The organism is uncultured Croceicoccus sp. (assembly GCF_947496385.1).
Classification (GTDB): Bacteria; Pseudomonadota; Alphaproteobacteria; order Sphingomonadales; family Sphingomonadaceae; genus Croceicoccus.
Map to the genome: position 1 here is coordinate 376,322 of NZ_CANMCP010000002.1, position 16,031 is coordinate 392,352.

The 16,031-nt window shown below is 66.1% G+C and carries 13 protein-coding genes; 3 read left to right on the top strand and 10 right to left on the bottom strand.

Annotation, left to right across the window (positions count from 1 at the left end):
- The first annotated feature begins 16 nt into the window (after positions 1-16).
- A complete protein-coding gene (locus Q0897_RS05675) occupies positions 17-1,462 on the top strand; it encodes a carbohydrate porin (RefSeq protein ID WP_299308118.1) in 1,446 nt (481 codons plus the stop codon).
- A gap of 68 nt (positions 1,463-1,530) precedes the next feature.
- The gene (locus Q0897_RS05680; protein WP_299308119.1) at positions 1,531-2,823 is read left to right on the top strand and encodes an Nramp family divalent metal transporter; all 1,293 of its coding nucleotides are present in this window, start codon (positions 1,531-1,533) and stop codon (positions 2,821-2,823) included.
- Positions 2,824-2,835: 12 nt separating this feature from the next.
- Here the strand turns inward: Q0897_RS05680 and Q0897_RS05685 are convergent, their stop codons facing one another.
- The 3 genes from Q0897_RS05685 to Q0897_RS05695 are packed head-to-tail and all read right to left on the bottom strand — an operon-like array spanning position 2,836 to position 7,185.
- Complete coding sequence (locus Q0897_RS05685) at positions 2,836-4,428, bottom strand: TolC family protein (protein WP_299308120.1); 1,593 nt, start codon at positions 4,426-4,428, stop codon at positions 2,836-2,838.
- Positions 4,425-5,510, bottom strand: coding sequence for an HlyD family efflux transporter periplasmic adaptor subunit (locus Q0897_RS05690; protein ID WP_299308121.1), 1,086 nt, complete (start codon positions 5,508-5,510; stop codon positions 4,425-4,427). The genes Q0897_RS05685 and Q0897_RS05690 overlap by 4 nt, the downstream gene beginning before the upstream one ends.
- Entirely contained in the window at positions 5,503-7,185 is a 1,683-nt protein-coding gene (locus tag Q0897_RS05695) for an ABC transporter ATP-binding protein (RefSeq protein WP_299308122.1), read from the bottom strand. Before Q0897_RS05695 ends, Q0897_RS05690 begins: the two co-directional genes overlap by 8 nt.
- A 242-nt stretch (positions 7,186-7,427) precedes the next feature.
- Between Q0897_RS05695 and Q0897_RS05700 the strand changes: the two genes are divergently transcribed.
- The gene (locus tag Q0897_RS05700) at positions 7,428-8,672 is read left to right on the top strand and encodes a cyclopropane-fatty-acyl-phospholipid synthase family protein (RefSeq protein ID WP_299308123.1); all 1,245 of its coding nucleotides are present in this window, start codon (positions 7,428-7,430) and stop codon (positions 8,670-8,672) included.
- Positions 8,673-8,702: 30 nt separating this feature from the next.
- Here Q0897_RS05700 and Q0897_RS05705 read toward each other — a convergent pair whose 3' ends face one another.
- The 7 genes from Q0897_RS05705 to Q0897_RS05735 all read right to left on the bottom strand — a co-directional run bounded on the left by Q0897_RS05705 (position 8,703) and on the right by Q0897_RS05735 (position 16,003).
- Positions 8,703-9,491 (bottom strand): EAL domain-containing protein, encoded by a 789-nt coding sequence (locus tag Q0897_RS05705; protein ID WP_366519903.1) that lies wholly within the window; start codon positions 9,489-9,491, stop codon positions 8,703-8,705.
- A 235-nt stretch (positions 9,492-9,726) separates the two neighbouring features.
- Positions 9,727-10,368, bottom strand: a complete 642-nt coding sequence (locus tag Q0897_RS05710; protein WP_299308124.1) for a carbonic anhydrase — start codon at positions 10,366-10,368, stop codon at positions 9,727-9,729.
- The gene (locus Q0897_RS05715; protein ID WP_299308126.1) at positions 10,365-11,945 is read right to left on the bottom strand and encodes a SulP family inorganic anion transporter; all 1,581 of its coding nucleotides are present in this window, start codon (positions 11,943-11,945) and stop codon (positions 10,365-10,367) included. Before Q0897_RS05715 ends, Q0897_RS05710 begins: the two co-directional genes overlap by 4 nt.
- A 177-nt stretch (positions 11,946-12,122) precedes the next feature.
- Positions 12,123-13,436 carry a radical SAM protein gene (locus Q0897_RS05720; RefSeq protein WP_299308127.1) on the bottom strand — a complete coding sequence of 438 codons (1,314 nt, stop codon included), beginning with the start codon at positions 13,434-13,436 and terminating at the stop codon, positions 12,123-12,125.
- A 31-nt stretch (positions 13,437-13,467) separates the two neighbouring features.
- Positions 13,468-13,710, bottom strand: a complete 243-nt coding sequence (locus tag Q0897_RS05725; RefSeq protein WP_299308128.1) for a hypothetical protein — start codon at positions 13,708-13,710, stop codon at positions 13,468-13,470.
- Positions 13,707-13,859 (bottom strand): cbb3-type cytochrome oxidase assembly protein CcoS, encoded by a 153-nt coding sequence (ccoS, locus tag Q0897_RS05730; protein ID WP_299308129.1) that lies wholly within the window; start codon positions 13,857-13,859, stop codon positions 13,707-13,709. The genes Q0897_RS05725 and ccoS overlap by 4 nt, the downstream gene beginning before the upstream one ends.
- Positions 13,856-16,003, bottom strand: a complete 2,148-nt coding sequence (locus Q0897_RS05735; protein ID WP_299308179.1) for a heavy metal translocating P-type ATPase — start codon at positions 16,001-16,003, stop codon at positions 13,856-13,858. The genes ccoS and Q0897_RS05735 overlap by 4 nt, the downstream gene beginning before the upstream one ends.
- Positions 16,004-16,031 lie beyond the last annotated feature (28 nt).

The window sequence follows — 16,031 nt, forward strand, 5'->3', positions numbered from 1 at the left end:
CAAGGAGTATCTTCCCATGTCCGGAACCTCTGTCCGGGCGGGCGCTGCCCTGCCCGCCACCCCCGCGCCATTCGCGCGCCACGCGGCGACCGCCGCCCTCGCTCTCGTGCCTGCCCTCATGCTCGCATCGCCTGTGACGGCGCAGGTGGCGCGCGACGCGGGCAGCGCCGTGTCGGACCCCGCCGACCTGCCGCCGCCCTCGCTCCCCGAACCGGCCACGGGTCCGCGCAACCCGTACCAGCCCTTCGCCGAGGAGGGCATCACCCTCGCGCTCAGCTATACCGGCGAGGGCGCCACCAATCTCACCGGCGGGATCCGCACGGACGCGGCCTATACGGGGCAGATCTATGTAGGGGCCGATCTCGACATGGAGCGTATCGCGGGCCTTTCGGGCGGCACGGTGCACGCCGCGGTCACCAACCGCCATGGCAAGAGCCTGACCGACGTGGCGATCGGCAACAACACCTCGGTTCAGGAGGTTTTCGGGACGCAGAACACGCATCTCGCCATCCTCACCTACGAACAGCGCTTGCTTGACGACCGGCTCATGATCGAGGCGGGCAAGAGCGTCGCCAATATCCATTTCCTCAATTCGCCGCTCTACTGTCATTTTCAGAGCAATGCGATCTGCGGCAATCCGACCTTCGTCTTCAAGAACAGCAATTTCACCTATTTCCCGGCGTCGAGCTGGATGGCGCATGCCCGCGCCGCCTTCACCGACGACATCGCGCTCCATGTTGGCGTCTACGAGGTCAATCCCGAGCGCAAGCGCGCCGACGACAACGGTTTTGTCTTCGGCTTTTCGGGCGCGACCGGCGTCGTCATGCCGTGGGAGATCGAATATACGCCGGATGCGGGATTGGTGTCCGGGTTGCCGGGCCGCTACATTCTCGGCGGGTGGATCGACCGGGGGAAATATGCCGATCCGCTTCGCGACGAGGCAGGCGGCATCGCGATTCTGAGCGGGCGCGATCCGTTGGAGCGCCGGGGCCGGTCGGGCCTCTATTTCCGCGCCGAACAGAAAGTCACCGGCGCCGGAAACGGCGATCCGCGCGGCCTCTCGCTATTCGGCGTGGTCATGACCAATCTTTCGGGCGAGGTGGAGCTGTCGGATTTCCGGGCGGTGGGCGCCGTGCAGACCGGCACGTTCGCGGGCCGCGACACCGATACGTTCGGCATCATGATCACGGATCAACGTTTTTCCGACCTCGCCATCGCGCGCATGGGCGCAGCGCGCGTGTCGGCGGGCGGAACCGCGGATATTGCGCGGCACCAGTACATGGCGGAATTGCATTACGGCATGCAGCTCACGCCCGCGATCCGCATATCGCCGAACGTGCAATATATCATCGACCCGGATCAGACCGGCGCCCCGTTCCGCACCACGGATATTCCCGATGCGCTGGTGCTTGGCCTGAAATTCACGATCGACGGCCCGACCCTTCTGGGCGGCGCGCGCTGATCCTTGCCGGCGGGCTTCCGCTTACCCCCCTGCCCCTGTAACGACGAGGAAACGGGAGGCAAAAATCGATGAGCGACACAGCCGATAGCGCAGGGCGGCATACCGCGACCGGGCCGGACGCGGGGGAGGCTCCTCCGCCGCGCGGACGGATGTGGCGCCATCTTGGCCCCGGCATCGTCGTCGCGGCGACAGGCGTCGGGGCCGGCGATCTGGTCGCCACGCTCATCGCGGGGTCGCGATTTGGCTATGCGCTGTTATGGGCGGCGGTGGCGGGATGCATCGTGAAGATCGCGCTTTCCGAAGGGTCGGCGCGCTATCACCTCGCCACCGGCTCGACCATCCTTGCCGGCTGGCGCTCGCTCGGCCGGTGGACGGGATGGTATTTCGGGATCTACGTCGTCATCTGGGGCTTCATCTACGGCGCCACGGCGATGAGCGCGACCGCGCTCCCGCTCACCGCGCTGTTCCCGGTGCTCTCGCTGCGCAGCTGGGCGATGATCGCGGGGCTGTTCGGTTTCGTGTTCGTGTGGTTCAACCGCTACGACACCTTCGAAACGGTGATGAAGGTCCTGGTGGGTACGATGTTCGTCATCATGGTCGGCCTTGCGATCCTGGTCGCGCCCGGCCTGCCGGACCTCGCGCGGGGGATGGCATTTTCGCTGCCGGAGGGGTCGCTGTTCTACACGCTCGGCCTGATCGGCGGGGTCGGGGGCACGATTACGACCGCGGCCTATGGCTACTGGACTCAGGCGAAGGGGTGGCGCGGCACGCCATGGTTGCCGATGATGCGCGTGGACAATGCGGTCGCCTATGTCGTGACCGGCATTTTCGTGGTCGCCATGTTGATCGTGGGCGCCGAACTGCTCCATTCCGCCGGTATCGCGCTGGAGGATAGCGACCGCGGATTGCTCGGCCTGTCGGACGTGCTCGAAGCGCGGTTCGGCCGGATCGTCGCCACGCTGTTCCTCGTCGGTTTCGCCGCGACATCGGTGTCCTCGCTGCTCGGCGTGTGGCAGGGGATGAGCCTGTTCTTCTCCGACTGGTGGTATCAGCTGCGCGGGCGTGACGAGGTCGAAGGCGGGCGCGAGGGCAGCACGGCCTATCGCGTGTACCTCGGCTGGCTGACCTTTCCGCCGATGATCCTGCTCTTCGCGGACCGGCCCTTTCTGCTGGTGATCGTCTATGGTGCGTTCGGCGCGCTTTTCATGCCGTTTCTGGCGATCACGCTGCTGTTGCTCAACAATTCGGACCGGCTGCCTGCCGCCGCCCGCAATGGCGCGGTCGCGAATGTGACGCTCGCAGGGTCCGCCGTGCTGTTCGTCATCCTCGCGGTGCAGCAGGTGGTGCAGCTTGCAGGCTAAGCCCGGCGGGCGCTAGCGAACGAGGCCGAGCGCCTCCCGGTCGACGACCGCGGCGGCATAGGCGGCCTTCGCCGCGGCATAGCGCAATTGCGTATCGACCAGCCGGACAGCGATATCCGCGACCAGTTCCTCGCGTTGATTGACGATGAAGAAATCGGCTGCTCCCAGCTGAAAGCGGCGGCGTTCGGCGGCGGCAAGCTTCTGTGCGAGCGCGAGCTCCTGTTCGGTAATCTCGACGAGGCGGCGCGTCGTCTCGATCTCGATGGCGAGATTCTCGATCTCGTTGACGATCTGGTCCCGCTGATACTGCTGCCGCCATTCGAGCGCGTCGAGCTCGCCCTGCGCCGTGCGGATACGCCCCCGCGCGGCCCGGTTTTCGAGCGGCATGGAAAAGCGGAACCCCACGATCAGCTCAAGCGGGGTCCGGCTCGGCCCGCCAAGCGCTTCGGCGCCGAAATCCTTGCCGACCTCGCCAAATGCGTCGAGGCGGGGTGACAGATCGTTCTCCGCCAGCGCCAGCCTCGCCAGCCCCTGATCCACGCGGGCGAGGAGGGTCCGGATCTCCGGCCGGTCGCGCAGGGCGAAGCTTTCGACGACCGCCCCCGGCCCCGCCAGCGCGGCGCCGCTTGCCGGCAATTGCGCGGCGGTGGGGCGCACGGGTCGGCCGTCGGCATCGCGGTAGAACAGCGAAAGATCGTTGGCGGCGGACACGAATGCCTGCTCCGCATCGATGACGCGGGCACGGCGGCGGACGAGATTCTGATCATTCTCGGTCAGCAGGATCGACGCACGCGCACCCAACTCGATCTGCCGGGAGATGCCGCCGCGCCGCTGCTCGGCCAGCGCGAGCAGGTCGCGATACACGTTGAGCCGCAGGCCGGCGGCCAGCCATTGCTGATACGCCCGCATCGCGCGCACCTGCACGCCGATCGCGGTCGCCTGCGATTCGAAGCGGGCGATGTCGATGTCCTGGCTCGCGATGCTGAGCTTGGCGCGGCGCTCGTCGATCAGCCGGTCGCGCAGCAGCGAATACAGCCCGCCAACCTTCACCTCGCCCAGCTGGTTCGTGAAATACTGGTCCTCGTAAATCGGGAAATCGCCGCGCGCCACGCGATACTTACCATAGAGATAGCCGCCATTGTCGCGCAGCGGCCGCTTCGCCTCTCCGGTGAGATAGGTGCCGTCGTAATAGCCGAGCGCCCGCCCACGCCCCTCGGCATCGAACACGATGTCGAACGCACCCTGCGCGGACAGCGCGCGCCCCTCGGCCTGCCGGATCCCGGCGAGCGTTTCGATGATCTGCGGCGCGGTGCGGGCCGACGAGCGCAGCACATCGTCGAGCGTGAGGATACCGCTGCGCGCCTCTGCCGGACCGTCGGGAAGCGACGCTGTATCAAGCCCGTCCTGCGCAGGCCGGGGATAGCGCAGCTGCCGGCTCCGGTCCCACGGGTCGGCGACGACGGTGCCCTCGCCCAGTTCGCCCATCTCGTCAGGCTGCGTGACCGCGAGGTCCGGTGCATCCTGCGCCACCGCGCCGGGCGCGCCTGCCGACAACGCGGCACACAGCGCCAGCCGCGCGATACCATCCCGCCCGCGTCCGATCATTTCGCCGGCGCCTGTCCGCCACCGGCGCCCGAAGATGCCCCCTCGGCTGCACCGCCGCCGCCATAGGCCGCATCCGCGCGCGGCCCGAATTCGAGCGGGAAATCGTTGAGCTGCCGCCACAATTCGTAGCCGACCGACACTTCCTCGCCTTGTACCCAGCCCATCACCTTGCTGCCCTGCCGCACGAAGCGGCGCCCGGGCCAGTCGCTCTTTCCCGGAACCGGTTCCACGATGACGCGGAACAGCCCGTTCGGCTGCGCGATGGGATCGACCGAGCGCACCTGCCCGTCATAGATTCCCTGCGCGAGCGAGGGCCACCCGCTCAGCTGCACGGCGGGAAACCCCTCGAACTCGAGCCGGACCGGGCTGCCATCATGGATGAGCGGCACGTCGCGCCCGTTGATGTAAAGCTCGACGGCGCGCTCGATCTCCTCCGGCGCGATCACGGCCAGCACCGTGCCTTGCGAGACGAGCTCGCTTCCCGCCGCGACATTGATCTGCTGCACTCGCCCATTGCGCGGCGCACGCACGATCTGAGCCGATTGCCGGCTGAGTTCGGTATCTATGCGCTGCACCCGCGCGCGCGCATCGGCCAGCGTGGCATCGGCCTCCGCGACCTTAATCTGCGCCTGTTCGAAATCGCGGCGGGAGCCCAGCCCTTCGTTGAACAATTGCCGGTTGCGGTCGACGTCGAGCATGGCGCCCTGCCGCCGCCGCGCGATCGCGTCGATCTCCATCATGAGCTGATCGCGCTCGGCCTGAAGACGTTCGATCAGGCGCGGATCGACATCCTCGACACGCGCGATCGGGTCGCCTTCGGACACTTCCTCGCCGTCCTGCACGTAGAATTCGGTAACCCGCCCGGCGATCAGCGACGTCACCTCGCGCACCCGGTCGTCGGGGTCGAGCGCGATGACCTCGCCCGTGCCCTGCGCCGTCTGCACCCAGGGGACGAAGAACAGGATCGCCGCCGACAGCGCGATTCCGCCCAAGATCAGGAGCGCGACGACGCGTGCGATGCGAGGAGGACGCATGCCGGCCAGCGTGGTGAAGTGGGCGCTGTGCTGGGGACGATCAGGCATTGGGGATCGCCTTGCCTTCGACGAATGCGACCATGTCGGCGCGGCTGGAAAACCGTTTCTGCTCCGTCCGGCCGAGCCAGAGATAGCCGTCCCGCTCGAGCGCCTCGGGCCGCCCGGTGCTCAGCAATATGGTCGTGCCCGCCGCGCGCAGCTCGTCGAGTGCACCCTGTAGCCGGTCGAGCGCCATCATGTCGTACAATTGCGAGAGCACCAGCACGCGCGGCTGGCTGAGCAAGGCATTGGCGAGCTTGAGCGCCATAACCTCCGCAATGGACAGCGGCCAGCCCGACGACGCAAGCTGTGCATCGAGCCCGTCCGACAGCATCGCGATCCGCGGGCTCAGCCCCACCTGCTCGAGCGCGCGGCCGATCTCCTCGCCCGACCGCGTCGGTGCCGCGAGGGTAAGATACTGCCGGATCGTGACCTCCACGATGGTCGGCCGGTCGAGCACCATCACGGCCGAGCGCAGCAGATAGGTGTCGAACGCGCCAAGATCGCTGTTGCCGATAGACACGATGCCGCGATCCGGCATGGCGTGGCGTTTGAGCAGGAGCGCGAGCATCCGGTCCACCCCCGGCTCCATCACGGTGACGAGCTGTTCGCCGCTGCTCACGGAAAAGTCGAACCGACCGCCCTCGACCTCCACATTGCGCATGCGGATCGCCCCGTCGCGCGGCGCCTCGCCCGATGCCTCGGCGTCTTCCTGAGGAATCGAGAACAGCAGCATCAGCTCCTCCGAACTGGCGATGAGGTCGTAGAACGTGTCGAGATACCAGCCGAGCTGATAAATGCCGTAGAACACGCCCGACAGGATGAGCTCCGCCGCGACAAGCTGCCCGATGGTCAGCTCCCCGCTCAGGATCAGCGACCCGCCGAGTGCGAGCAGCGCCGCGCTTGCAAAGGCATAGACGAGGAAAAACGCCAGCGTCTGCGAGAAGATATACCGGAAATAGCGCTTGTGCGTGTCGACGTAATGGGCCGTCACCTGCTCCGACCGGTCCATCGCGAAACCGAGATGGCGGCTGGATTTATAGAAACCGTTCGACGCGCCCACGCTTTCCAGCCAGTGTGCCGCGTCATGTTTTGCATGGGACAGCGCCACCGATTGCGTGATCGCCCCCCGCCGCCACACGATCCAGATCAGCGCGCAGATCGACACCAGGATCGCGTTGAAGGCGAGGAAGAACGGGTGATAGAAACTCGTCACCGCAAGCCCGACCGCGGCCTGCAATATGATGGTGAACGCACCGATGACGAGGCTCGGCACGGCCTTCTGCACGATGGTCAGGTCGAAATAGCGATTGAACAGGCTGTAGCGGTTCTCGTCATTGAAGAACGGGTTTTGCGCGTGCACCGCCTTCAACGTGATCTGCGCGACCACGCGCGCGAAGAAGCGCCGTTCGAACAGATGCATGATATAGAACCGCAGCGCGCTCAAAAACGCGACGATCAGCAGCAGCATCAGCAACACGCCCGACAGCGTCCACAACGGCGCGGGCAGCGCGGTGCGCGCGACCGAATTGATCAGCATCTGCACCGAGATCGGCGTCGCCAGCGAAAGCAGGCTGATCGCGAGCGTATAGATGAGGCCGAGCGAAACGTAGCGCGAATCCGGCCCGATGATCTGCGACATCCACGACAAGGCGTCGCGATATCCAAGGCGTTGTCCCGCCATTACGATTGCGCCCCATGGCCCATGATATGATCAGTGCTATCCCGAATGTGAACGACGGTCCGACCGGCCGCACGCGGCGCCCCCCGGCATCCGTCGCAAAGCCTTCTGCCGGGATGCGAACCGCCCGGACCCGGACCGATATGGCACATTGCAATCCCTCCGCAAAGAGGCGGCGCAAGCGTGTAACACATGCTCACAAATGGGTCTGGAAATGGCGGGCGCGGTGAAATATGTCGCAGGTCATGAGCGACAGACTGATCCACCGCTATCTCGGCCGCATCATCAAGAAGGGCACGCTCGGCGTGACCTTCGCCGATGGGTCGCCCGCATTCTATGGCCGGCAGCAGGACGGGTTTCCCGATGTCCGGATCCGCTTTACCGATGCAAGCGTGCCGCGCGACATCGTGCTCGACCCCCGGCTGGGCGCGGCGGAAACCTTCATGGACGGGCGGCTCGTCATCGAACAGGGCGGGATCATGGAACTGGTCGAACTGCTCCGGTCGAACAGCCCGTGGGATCGCGGCGGCTCGATCGGGCAGCCGGCCCTGCTCCGCCGGCTGGGCAACCGGGTCGCCTTCGCGCGCGAAGCCGTCAACAATCGCATCGGGTCGCAGCGCAACGTCGCGCATCATTACGACATCGGCAATGCGCTCTACCGGCTGATGCTGGATGCCGACCACATGCAATATTCGTGCGCCTACTGGCCCGACGGCGTCGACACGCTGGAACAGGCGCAGGAGGCGAAGCTTGCGCATATCGCGGCCAAGCTGCGGCTTTGCGATGGGCAGACGGTGCTCGACATCGGGTGCGGCTGGGGCGGGATGGCGATCTATCTTGCCCGGCATTTCGACGTGCGCGTGCACGGCATCACCCTTTCGCGCGAGCAGATCGAGCTTGCCCGCGAACGCGCGGCCGATGCGGGCGTCGCCGACAGGGTGACGTTCGAACTGGTCGATTATCGCGATCTTCCGGCGCGCGGCACCCGTTTCGACCGGATCGTTTCGGTGGGCATGTTCGAACATGTCGGCCGTCCGCAATTCGAGACATTCTTCGAGAACTGCGCCAATCTGCTGAACGATGACGGCGTCATGCTGCTGCACACGATCGGGCGGATCGGCGGGCCGGGCACGACCGATGCCTTCACCCGCAAATATATCTTCCCCGGCGGATATATTCCCGCCCTGTCCGAAACCGTCGCGGCGAGCGAGAAATTCCGTCTCATCGCCAGCGACGTCGAAATGTTGCGCCTCCATTACGCGCGAACCCTTCGCGCATGGTACGACAGGTGCATGGCCCACCGCGAGGCGATCGAGGCGATGTACGATGCGCGCTTCTTCCGCATGTGGACGTTCTACCTCGCCGGCGCGGTGTCCAGTTTCGAAAACGGCGGCATGTGCAATTACCAGATACAGTATTGCCGCGACCGCCGCGCGCTCCCGCTCACGCGCGACTACATCGCCGAGGCGGAAGGTGAACTGCGCGCCTGATCGCGCTGCATGGGTCGCGGGTGCGTCCGTTTACACCGCGACTTCGGGCAGACGCTCGGTTTGCGGCGCAGCGATGAGATAGCCCTGCACGAGCTCGATGCCAAGGTCGCGGGCGGCATTGAGTTCGCCGGGCGTCTCGATCCCCTCGGCAATGCATTCGATGCCCAGTTCGCGGCACAGGTTGACGATATTCGCCACGATCCGCTGCCGCGCGTAGGATTCGTCGATCCCGCGCAGCAGATCCATGTCCAGCTTCACCAGGTCCGGCGTCAGTTCCGCCAGCAGGTTGAGCCCGGAATAACCCGATCCGAAATCGTCTATCGCGGTGGTAAAACCATGCGCCTTGTAGGACGAGATGATGTTGCGCACATGGCCGGTGTCGGTCATGCGCTCGTTCTCGGTAAATTCGAACATCAGACGCTGCGGCGAAAAACCGACCCGCGCCGATGCGGCGAGCGAGGCGCGAATGCAGGCCTCCGGCTCGTAAACCGCGTTTGGCATGAAATTGATGGAAAGGCGTGTGCCATCGTCGCGGGGAAACAACCCGCCCGCAAGCTCGATCGCCTTCACCCGGCAGGTCTGGTCGAAGCGATAGATCATGTCCGGCTCGACCTGCGAAAGGATCGCGCCCGCCGATTCGCCGGCCACCCCGCGCACGAGCGCCTCGTACGCGAACATTCGGCCGGTCTGGATATTCACGATCGGCTGAAACGCCATGGTGATCGCCATGGGAAGCGGCTTGGCGGTGCGGCATCCTTCGCAGGCGGCGGGCGCATTCCCCCCCTGCCGGAACGCGCGGGGATCGACGGGCTGGTTCATACCCGGGCTTCCAATGCGCATCGGCCCGCCATCGGGGCACCGCCATCGTAGTGAGATAAATAATTCAAAGGACGCCCTTTTCGGTCAGCTTCGCACGCAAAATCGCACGAACCGGATAACATCCCGTAAAGAGGAGCCTAGCAAGTCGCGACGGGGGCAAAGGGCTGCGCATGGCAAAGACCCCGCCGTTGGGAGCGGCGGGGTCGTGAAAAGATGCCAAAGGGAAATCGGCGGATCAGGACGCGAGGACGGTCTGCGGCACCGGCGGGGGCGCCGCCGCGTCATCACCGCCGATGGTCAGCAATTCCGAGATCAGCCCGTCACGCAGGTCATAGACCATGCCGTGCAGCCACAGCTCGTCGCCGCGTTCATGCGCCGCGCGGATCGGCCCGAACCTGGACAGGCGAACGAGCTGGTCCCGCACGTTCAGTTCGACCAGACGGTTCACCCGCTTGCGATGGTCGGTCTGATGCTTGAGCTCCTCGGCATGGTCACGCTCGACCTGGCGCGCGTTTTCGAGCCATTTGTCGATCGGCCCCTCGGTGTTCCCCTCGAGCGCGGCCTCGATCCCGCCGCACCCGTAATGGCCGCACACCACCACGTGCCGCACGCGGAGCGTTTCGACCGCGAATTGCACGACCGAGGCGAGATTGTCGTCATCCTCGTGCACCAGATTGGCGATATTGCGGTGAATGAACAATTCGCCGGGCCGGGTCTGCGTGATCTGATCCGGGCTCACGCGGCTGTCGGAACAACCGATCCAAAGGATCTCCGGGTTCTGACCGCGCGTCTGCTCGGTGAAGAAATCGGCCTTGCGCTCCTGCATTTCGCGCGCCCAGCCCTTGTTCGACAGGAGCAGTTCCTCAAACGTCCTCATGCGTAGTTTACCTTCCTGAGCGGCGCTTCGAGTCCGCTATTCGCCAGATGATCGGAATCGTGGCGCACGCTGACGTCGATGTCGCGGAACCGGGCATTTTTCACGAAACTGTTGATGATCTCGATATTGTCGGGATCGACGAAATCGGCCCGGTTGAGATTGATGACCACGATCGCATTGTCCGGAATTTCCGACAGCGATTTCTGCAATTCATACTTGTGAATGAAATACAGGCTGCGGCGCGCGCTGACGAGATAGAGGTCGCCGTCGTTGGTCTTGGTGATGGCGGTGCGGAAATTACGCGCCACGACGAACACGAAGCCGATGGCAAGCCCGATGATGATCCCGGTCAGAAGATCGGTCAGCAGGATCGCCGCCACGGTCGCGACGAACGGCACGAACTGGTGCCAGCCCTGCTTCCACCGCTGCTTGTAAAGCGCGGGATTGTTGAGCTTGTACCCCACCTGGATCAGGATCGCGGCGAGCGCGGCCAGCGGGATGAGGTTCAGCACCGCGGGGATGAGCAGCACGCTGAGCAACAGCCAGAAGCCGTGCAGGATCGCCGACATCTTCGTCATGGCGCCGGCCGACACATTGGCCGAGCTTCGCACGATGACCGAGGTCAGCGGCAGACCGCCGATGAAGCCCGACACGATATTGCCGCCACCCTGTGCGAGCAGTTCGTAATTCTTGTCCGTCGTACGGCGTTGGGGGTCGATCTCGTCCACCGCCTTCACGCAGAGCAGCGATTCCAGGCTGGCCACGATGGCGAGGGTAAAGGCCACGACCCACACGTCCGCCATGCCGATGGCGCTGAAATCCGGGGTGGAGAACTGCTGCGTGAAACCGATCAGCGTTTCGGCCACCGGCACCTGCACCAGATGGTCGCCGCCAATCGCCCATGCCGGGACCACCGCCATGAATATCGCATTGGCCACCACGCCAAAAATAACGACGACAAGCGGACCCGGAAGCAGGCGTAACGGCCCTTCGCTCGGCCGCTTGGCATCCCACCAGAACAGGAAGATCAGCGAAACGATCGCGATGATCATCGGCCCGACGAGGAAAAAGTCCCACACGGAATAGAACAGCGCCGACAGCGTGTTCAGCCCGTCCGGCTGAAGAAAGCTCAGGCTTCCTTCGAAATCGCCTTCATATCCCACGGCATAGGGGATCTGTTTCAGGATCAGGATGAGGCCGATCGCCGCCAGCATGCCGGTGATGACCGAGTTGGGCACGAATTCCGACAATGTGCCCGACCGGGTAAAGAACAGCCCGGCCTGAATCACGCCCGAAAGCAGCACGGCGAGCAGGAAAATCTCCCAGCTCGGCAGCGATTCGATCGCACCCAGCACGATGACGGTCAGACCCGCGGCGGGCCCGCTTACCGACAATTGCGATTTCGACAGGATGCCGACGACGATGCCGCCGACAATGCCCGCGATAAGCCCGGAAAACAGCGGTGCACCCGATGCCAGCGCAATGCCCAGACACAGCGGAAGCGCAACGAGCGCCACCACGATCGATGCCGGCAGGTCCTTCCCTATCGTCGAAAACAGACCGTTCTTGCTACTCACGAAACCCCTTTCGCGCGCCGACCGCCGGTGCGGCGGAGGGCACGAAATCATGACACGTCATAAAGGCCCGGAACGGACCAAGTCAGCGTGGCTTATACGGCAAGCTTTGTTGCCGCTCCTTCGGGGCAATGTAACAAATTGTTTCGGGGCGCAGGGACAGCGCCGGAGGACGCGCGATTACACGGCGGAACTGAACCGCCGGGCCGACCCTTCGCGATAGGGGTCGAAAATCGCCGCCACCGTCCGGGCATAGGGCAGCCCGCCCGGCGCGATGACCAGCGTGTCGCCCACCATCTCGACAAGCCCGCGCGCGACGAAGGGCGCCAGCCGCGCCTCGCTCCGCGCACGGATGCGGGGCGGCAATGGCGCACGTCCCTGGCACAGCAACCCCTCGATGATGGCGCCGCGTGACCGGTCCTCTGCGTCGCGATGGGCGCCACGTTCCGGTGCGAGGCCACCGGCATCGACGCGCATGCGGTAGCGCCCGCCATTCTTCTCGTTCTGGACGAGGAGATGGGGAAACGCGCTGATCGCGGAGGCGCCGAGGCCGATCAGATTGGGCGCGTCGTCATCGGTGAACCCCTGAAAATTGCGGTGCAGCGTCCCGGCGAGCGCCGCGCGGGCCAGCGGATCGCGCCCCGCCAGCGCAAAATGGTCGAAACCCACCGGCGCATAGCCGTGCGTCACGAGATAGTCGAAGCCCAGCTGTGCCATGGCGAACCGTTCCGCCTGATCCGGCATGGCGGCGGTGTCGATCACGCGCTGCCGCGGCACGATATGCGGCACATGGGCATAGCCGAAGAGCGCCACCCGGTCCGCATGGAGCACGCGCGTGCGATGCAGGCTGTCGAGAAGATCGTCGCGCGTCTGTCCGGGCAATCCGTACATGAGATCGAAATTGAGCGACGTGACGCCCGCTTCGCGCAGGCTGTCGGTGGTCGCGACGATCATGTCCTCGCTCTGCACCCGGCCGATACGCTGCTGGCAATGCGCGGCGAAGGTCTGCACGCCGAGGCTGGCGCGGGCGATGCCCACGCGGGCGATGGCCTGTGCCCATTGCGGGGACATCGTGCGCGGGTCGAGCTCGATCGAACAGACCGGATCGACGAGCCCGAACCGCACGGTGAGCAGATCGACCAGCCGGATGAAATCGGTCGGCGCGATCGCATTGGGGCTGCCCCCGCCGAACGACAGCCGCGTCACCCGCGTGCCCGTGGGCAGAAGCGCGGACACTGCCATGATTTCGCGGTGCAGCGCGTCGAGATACGCCGTCAACCGCTGCCGCCGGCCCGCCGCCCCGGTGTTACAGCCGCAGTAGAAACAGATCTTCTCGCAAAACGGGATATGGACGTAGAGCGAAACATCGCCCGAAACGTTTTCCAGCGCATTGCGATAGTCGCGCTCGTCGATGGGGCCGAATTCGGCGGCGGTGGGAAAGCTGGTGTAGCGCGGCACGGGCACGCGGAGCAGGTCGGGATGATAGGGCCACATGCCGCATGTTTGGCATGGGCGGCGGCGGGCGTCATTGCGATGGGTCAAATTTGCGGCGGTTGAATGCGGCATGGCACGGCTTGGGCGGACAGCGCGGCGGCGCGGCCGGATCGCGCTGGCGAACGGGAATATCGACCGTGCGCCCCGCCGCCCCGGAACACACCGTGAGGTGCAATGTCCGCCCCGCCGACGGATCCGGCCCCGGCCCGGCGGCAAGCGGGAACAGCGCGGCAAACGCGATAAGGGCAGGCAGCGCAGACAGGCCCGTCATCATGCCACATCGTCCTCGTCATCGATGAGGATGCGATGCGCCGCCCCGTCGAGATCGTCGAACTGCCCATCGCGCATCGCCCAGAAGAACAGCACGAGCCCCGCACCGCCCATGCCGAGCGCGACGGGGATGAGAAAGGCCAGCACGCTCATGTCGCCGCCCCGCCCGGCAAGCGCGGCACGCGCGCCAGCCGCAGCGCATTTGCCACCACGATGAGCGAGCTTGTCGACATGGCGATCGCGGCGACGAGCGGCGTGACCCGCCCCATCAGCGCCAGGGGCACCGCCGCCACGTTGTAACAGACGGCAAGCGCGAGATTTTGCCGCACGATCCGCATCGTGCGCCGCGCCGCGGCGATGGCGAGCGCCACGGGAAAAAGCCGCTCACCCGTAAACACCGCATCGGCGGCCTGCTGGCTCGCGTCGCTGGCCGTGCCGGGTGCGATGGCCGCATGCGCCGCGGCCAGCGCCGGGCCATCGTTCAACCCGTCCCCCACCATGAGCGGGCGACGCCCCTGCGCCTTCGCATCGTTGAGAATGGCGAGCTTGTGCGCCGGATCTGCCCCGCCCTCACCCGGAATGCGCAGCGTCTGCGCCATCGCGTCGACCGCCGCGCGGCTGTCGCCCGAAAGAATGCGCGGCTCAAGCTTCATCGCGCGCAGGGCATCCAGCGTGGCCTCCACATCGCCGCGCGGCCTGTCCGAAAAACGGATCGCATGGGTGTCCGCGCCGATGCGCAGTTGCACGCATGGTCCGTCGCAGCCGTCCGTAGAGGGACGTTCCAGCGCCACGAACACGCCATCGTGCCGCCCCGTCACGCCCACCCCCTCGCGCTCCACGATGGCGCCAACCGCGGCCGGCACGACCCCCGCGGCGGTCAGCGCCCGGGCCAGCCCGATGCTGAGCGGATGGCGGCTCGCCTGTGCGAGCGCGAGCGCAATTGCGCCGGCATCCCCGTCGAGCCCCGCGATATCCGCCCGCAATTCGCCGAGCGTCAGCGTGCCCGTCTTGTCGAGGAAAACCATGTCGATTTCGGCCAGCCGTTCGAGCGCGCTGCCATCCTTTATGAGCAGACCCCGCCGGATCAGCGCGCCCGTCGTCACCACCTGCGCCGCCGGCACCGCCAGCCCGATCGCGCACGGGCAGGTGATGATGAGCACGGCGATCGCGATGGTGAGCGATTGATGCCACCCCGCCCCGGCGATCATCCACCCCGCAAACGCCAGCGCGGCAAGCGTGTGCACCGCCGGGGCGTAGATGCGGGCGGCTCGCTCGCTGATCCGGACGTAGCGGCTGCGCGACTGGCCTGCCTCGTCCATCAAGCGGGCGATTTCGGCGATGGCGGTATCGTCGCCGGTCCCGGTGATGCGGACCCGGATCGGGGCATGCATGTTGATGGCCCCTGCATGAACCCTGGCGCCCGGCGCGGCATGTTCGGGCGCGCTTTCCCCCGTCAGCATCGCATTGTCGAGCATGGCCGACCCGCCTTCCACGACGCCGTCGGCGGCCAGCGCCTCCCCCGCCGCGACCAGCATGACCATGCCCGGTTCCAGCTCGCCCGCCTTCATCCGGCGTACCGAGCCATCGGCCTGTATCACCCCGGCATCGCGCCCCATCCGGCTGAGCAGCGCGCCGATCCCCGCCCGCGTGCGCCCACGCATCCCCTCGTCGAGCGCCCGCCCCGCGAGCAGGAAGAACAGCAGCATCACCACGCCGTCGAAATAGGCATGGGCCCCGCCCGTCGCCGTTTCATAAAGGCTGAGTGCCGCGGCAAGGACGATCCCGATCGAAATCGGAACATCCATGTTGGTCCGCCCCCGCCGCAACGCCCCCGCCGCGGAGGCAAAGAACACCCGCCCCGAATAGGCGAGCACCGGAAGCGCAATCATCGCCGACAGCCAGTGAAACACATCGCGCGTCGCCCCGTCGGCGCCGGACCACACGCTGATCGAGAGCAGCATGACATTCATCATGCCGAACCCCGCCACCGCGAGCGCGCGGAGCAGGCGGCGCATCTCTCCATCCGCACCGCCGCGCGTCCTGTCCGCGCAAACGCCGGTGTCGCCCACAACCTGCGCCTCGAACCCGAGATCGCGCAGCGCGGCGATCAGGCGCGCGGGGTCGAGCGTATCGTCGTGCCGCACGGCGACGCGCCGCGCCGAGAGATTGACCCGTGCCTCCCCCACCCCGTCGAGCGCGACGAGCCCGCGTTCGATCTTCGCAATGCACCCGGCGCAACGCATTCCCGGAACGGTCAGCCGGGTATCGGCGACAGGCGAAGGCGCAGGCCCCGCCATCGGACGCGGCGAAAGGACGGCAGGCGCG

Excerpts from the sequence above, each read along its gene's own strand:
- Q0897_RS05675 (WP_299308118.1), top strand. The coding sequence starts at position 17 with ATGTCCGGAACCTCTGTCCGGGCGGGCGCTGCCCTGCCCGCCACCCCC.
- Q0897_RS05680 (WP_299308119.1), top strand. The coding sequence starts at position 1,531 with ATGAGCGACACAGCCGATAGCGCAGGGCGGCATACCGCGACCGGGCCG.
- Q0897_RS05685 (WP_299308120.1), bottom strand. The coding sequence starts at position 4,428 with ATGATCGGACGCGGGCGGGATGGTATCGCGCGGCTGGCGCTGTGTGCC.
- Q0897_RS05690 (WP_299308121.1), bottom strand. The coding sequence starts at position 5,510 with ATGCCTGATCGTCCCCAGCACAGCGCCCACTTCACCACGCTGGCCGGC.
- Q0897_RS05695 (WP_299308122.1), bottom strand. The coding sequence starts at position 7,185 with ATGGCGGGACAACGCCTTGGATATCGCGACGCCTTGTCGTGGATGTCG.
- Q0897_RS05700 (WP_299308123.1), top strand. The coding sequence starts at position 7,428 with ATGAGCGACAGACTGATCCACCGCTATCTCGGCCGCATCATCAAGAAG.
- Q0897_RS05705 (WP_366519903.1), bottom strand. The coding sequence starts at position 9,491 with ATGAACCAGCCCGTCGATCCCCGCGCGTTCCGGCAGGGGGGGAATGCG.
- Q0897_RS05710 (WP_299308124.1), bottom strand. The coding sequence starts at position 10,368 with ATGAGGACGTTTGAGGAACTGCTCCTGTCGAACAAGGGCTGGGCGCGC.
- Q0897_RS05720 (WP_299308127.1), bottom strand. The coding sequence starts at position 13,436 with ATGTGGCCCTATCATCCCGACCTGCTCCGCGTGCCCGTGCCGCGCTAC.
- Q0897_RS05725 (WP_299308128.1), bottom strand. The coding sequence starts at position 13,710 with ATGATGACGGGCCTGTCTGCGCTGCCTGCCCTTATCGCGTTTGCCGCG.
- ccoS (WP_299308129.1), bottom strand. The coding sequence starts at position 13,859 with ATGAGCGTGCTGGCCTTTCTCATCCCCGTCGCGCTCGGCATGGGCGGT.
- Q0897_RS05735 (WP_299308179.1), bottom strand. The coding sequence starts at position 16,003 with ATGGCGGGGCCTGCGCCTTCGCCTGTCGCCGATACCCGGCTGACCGTT.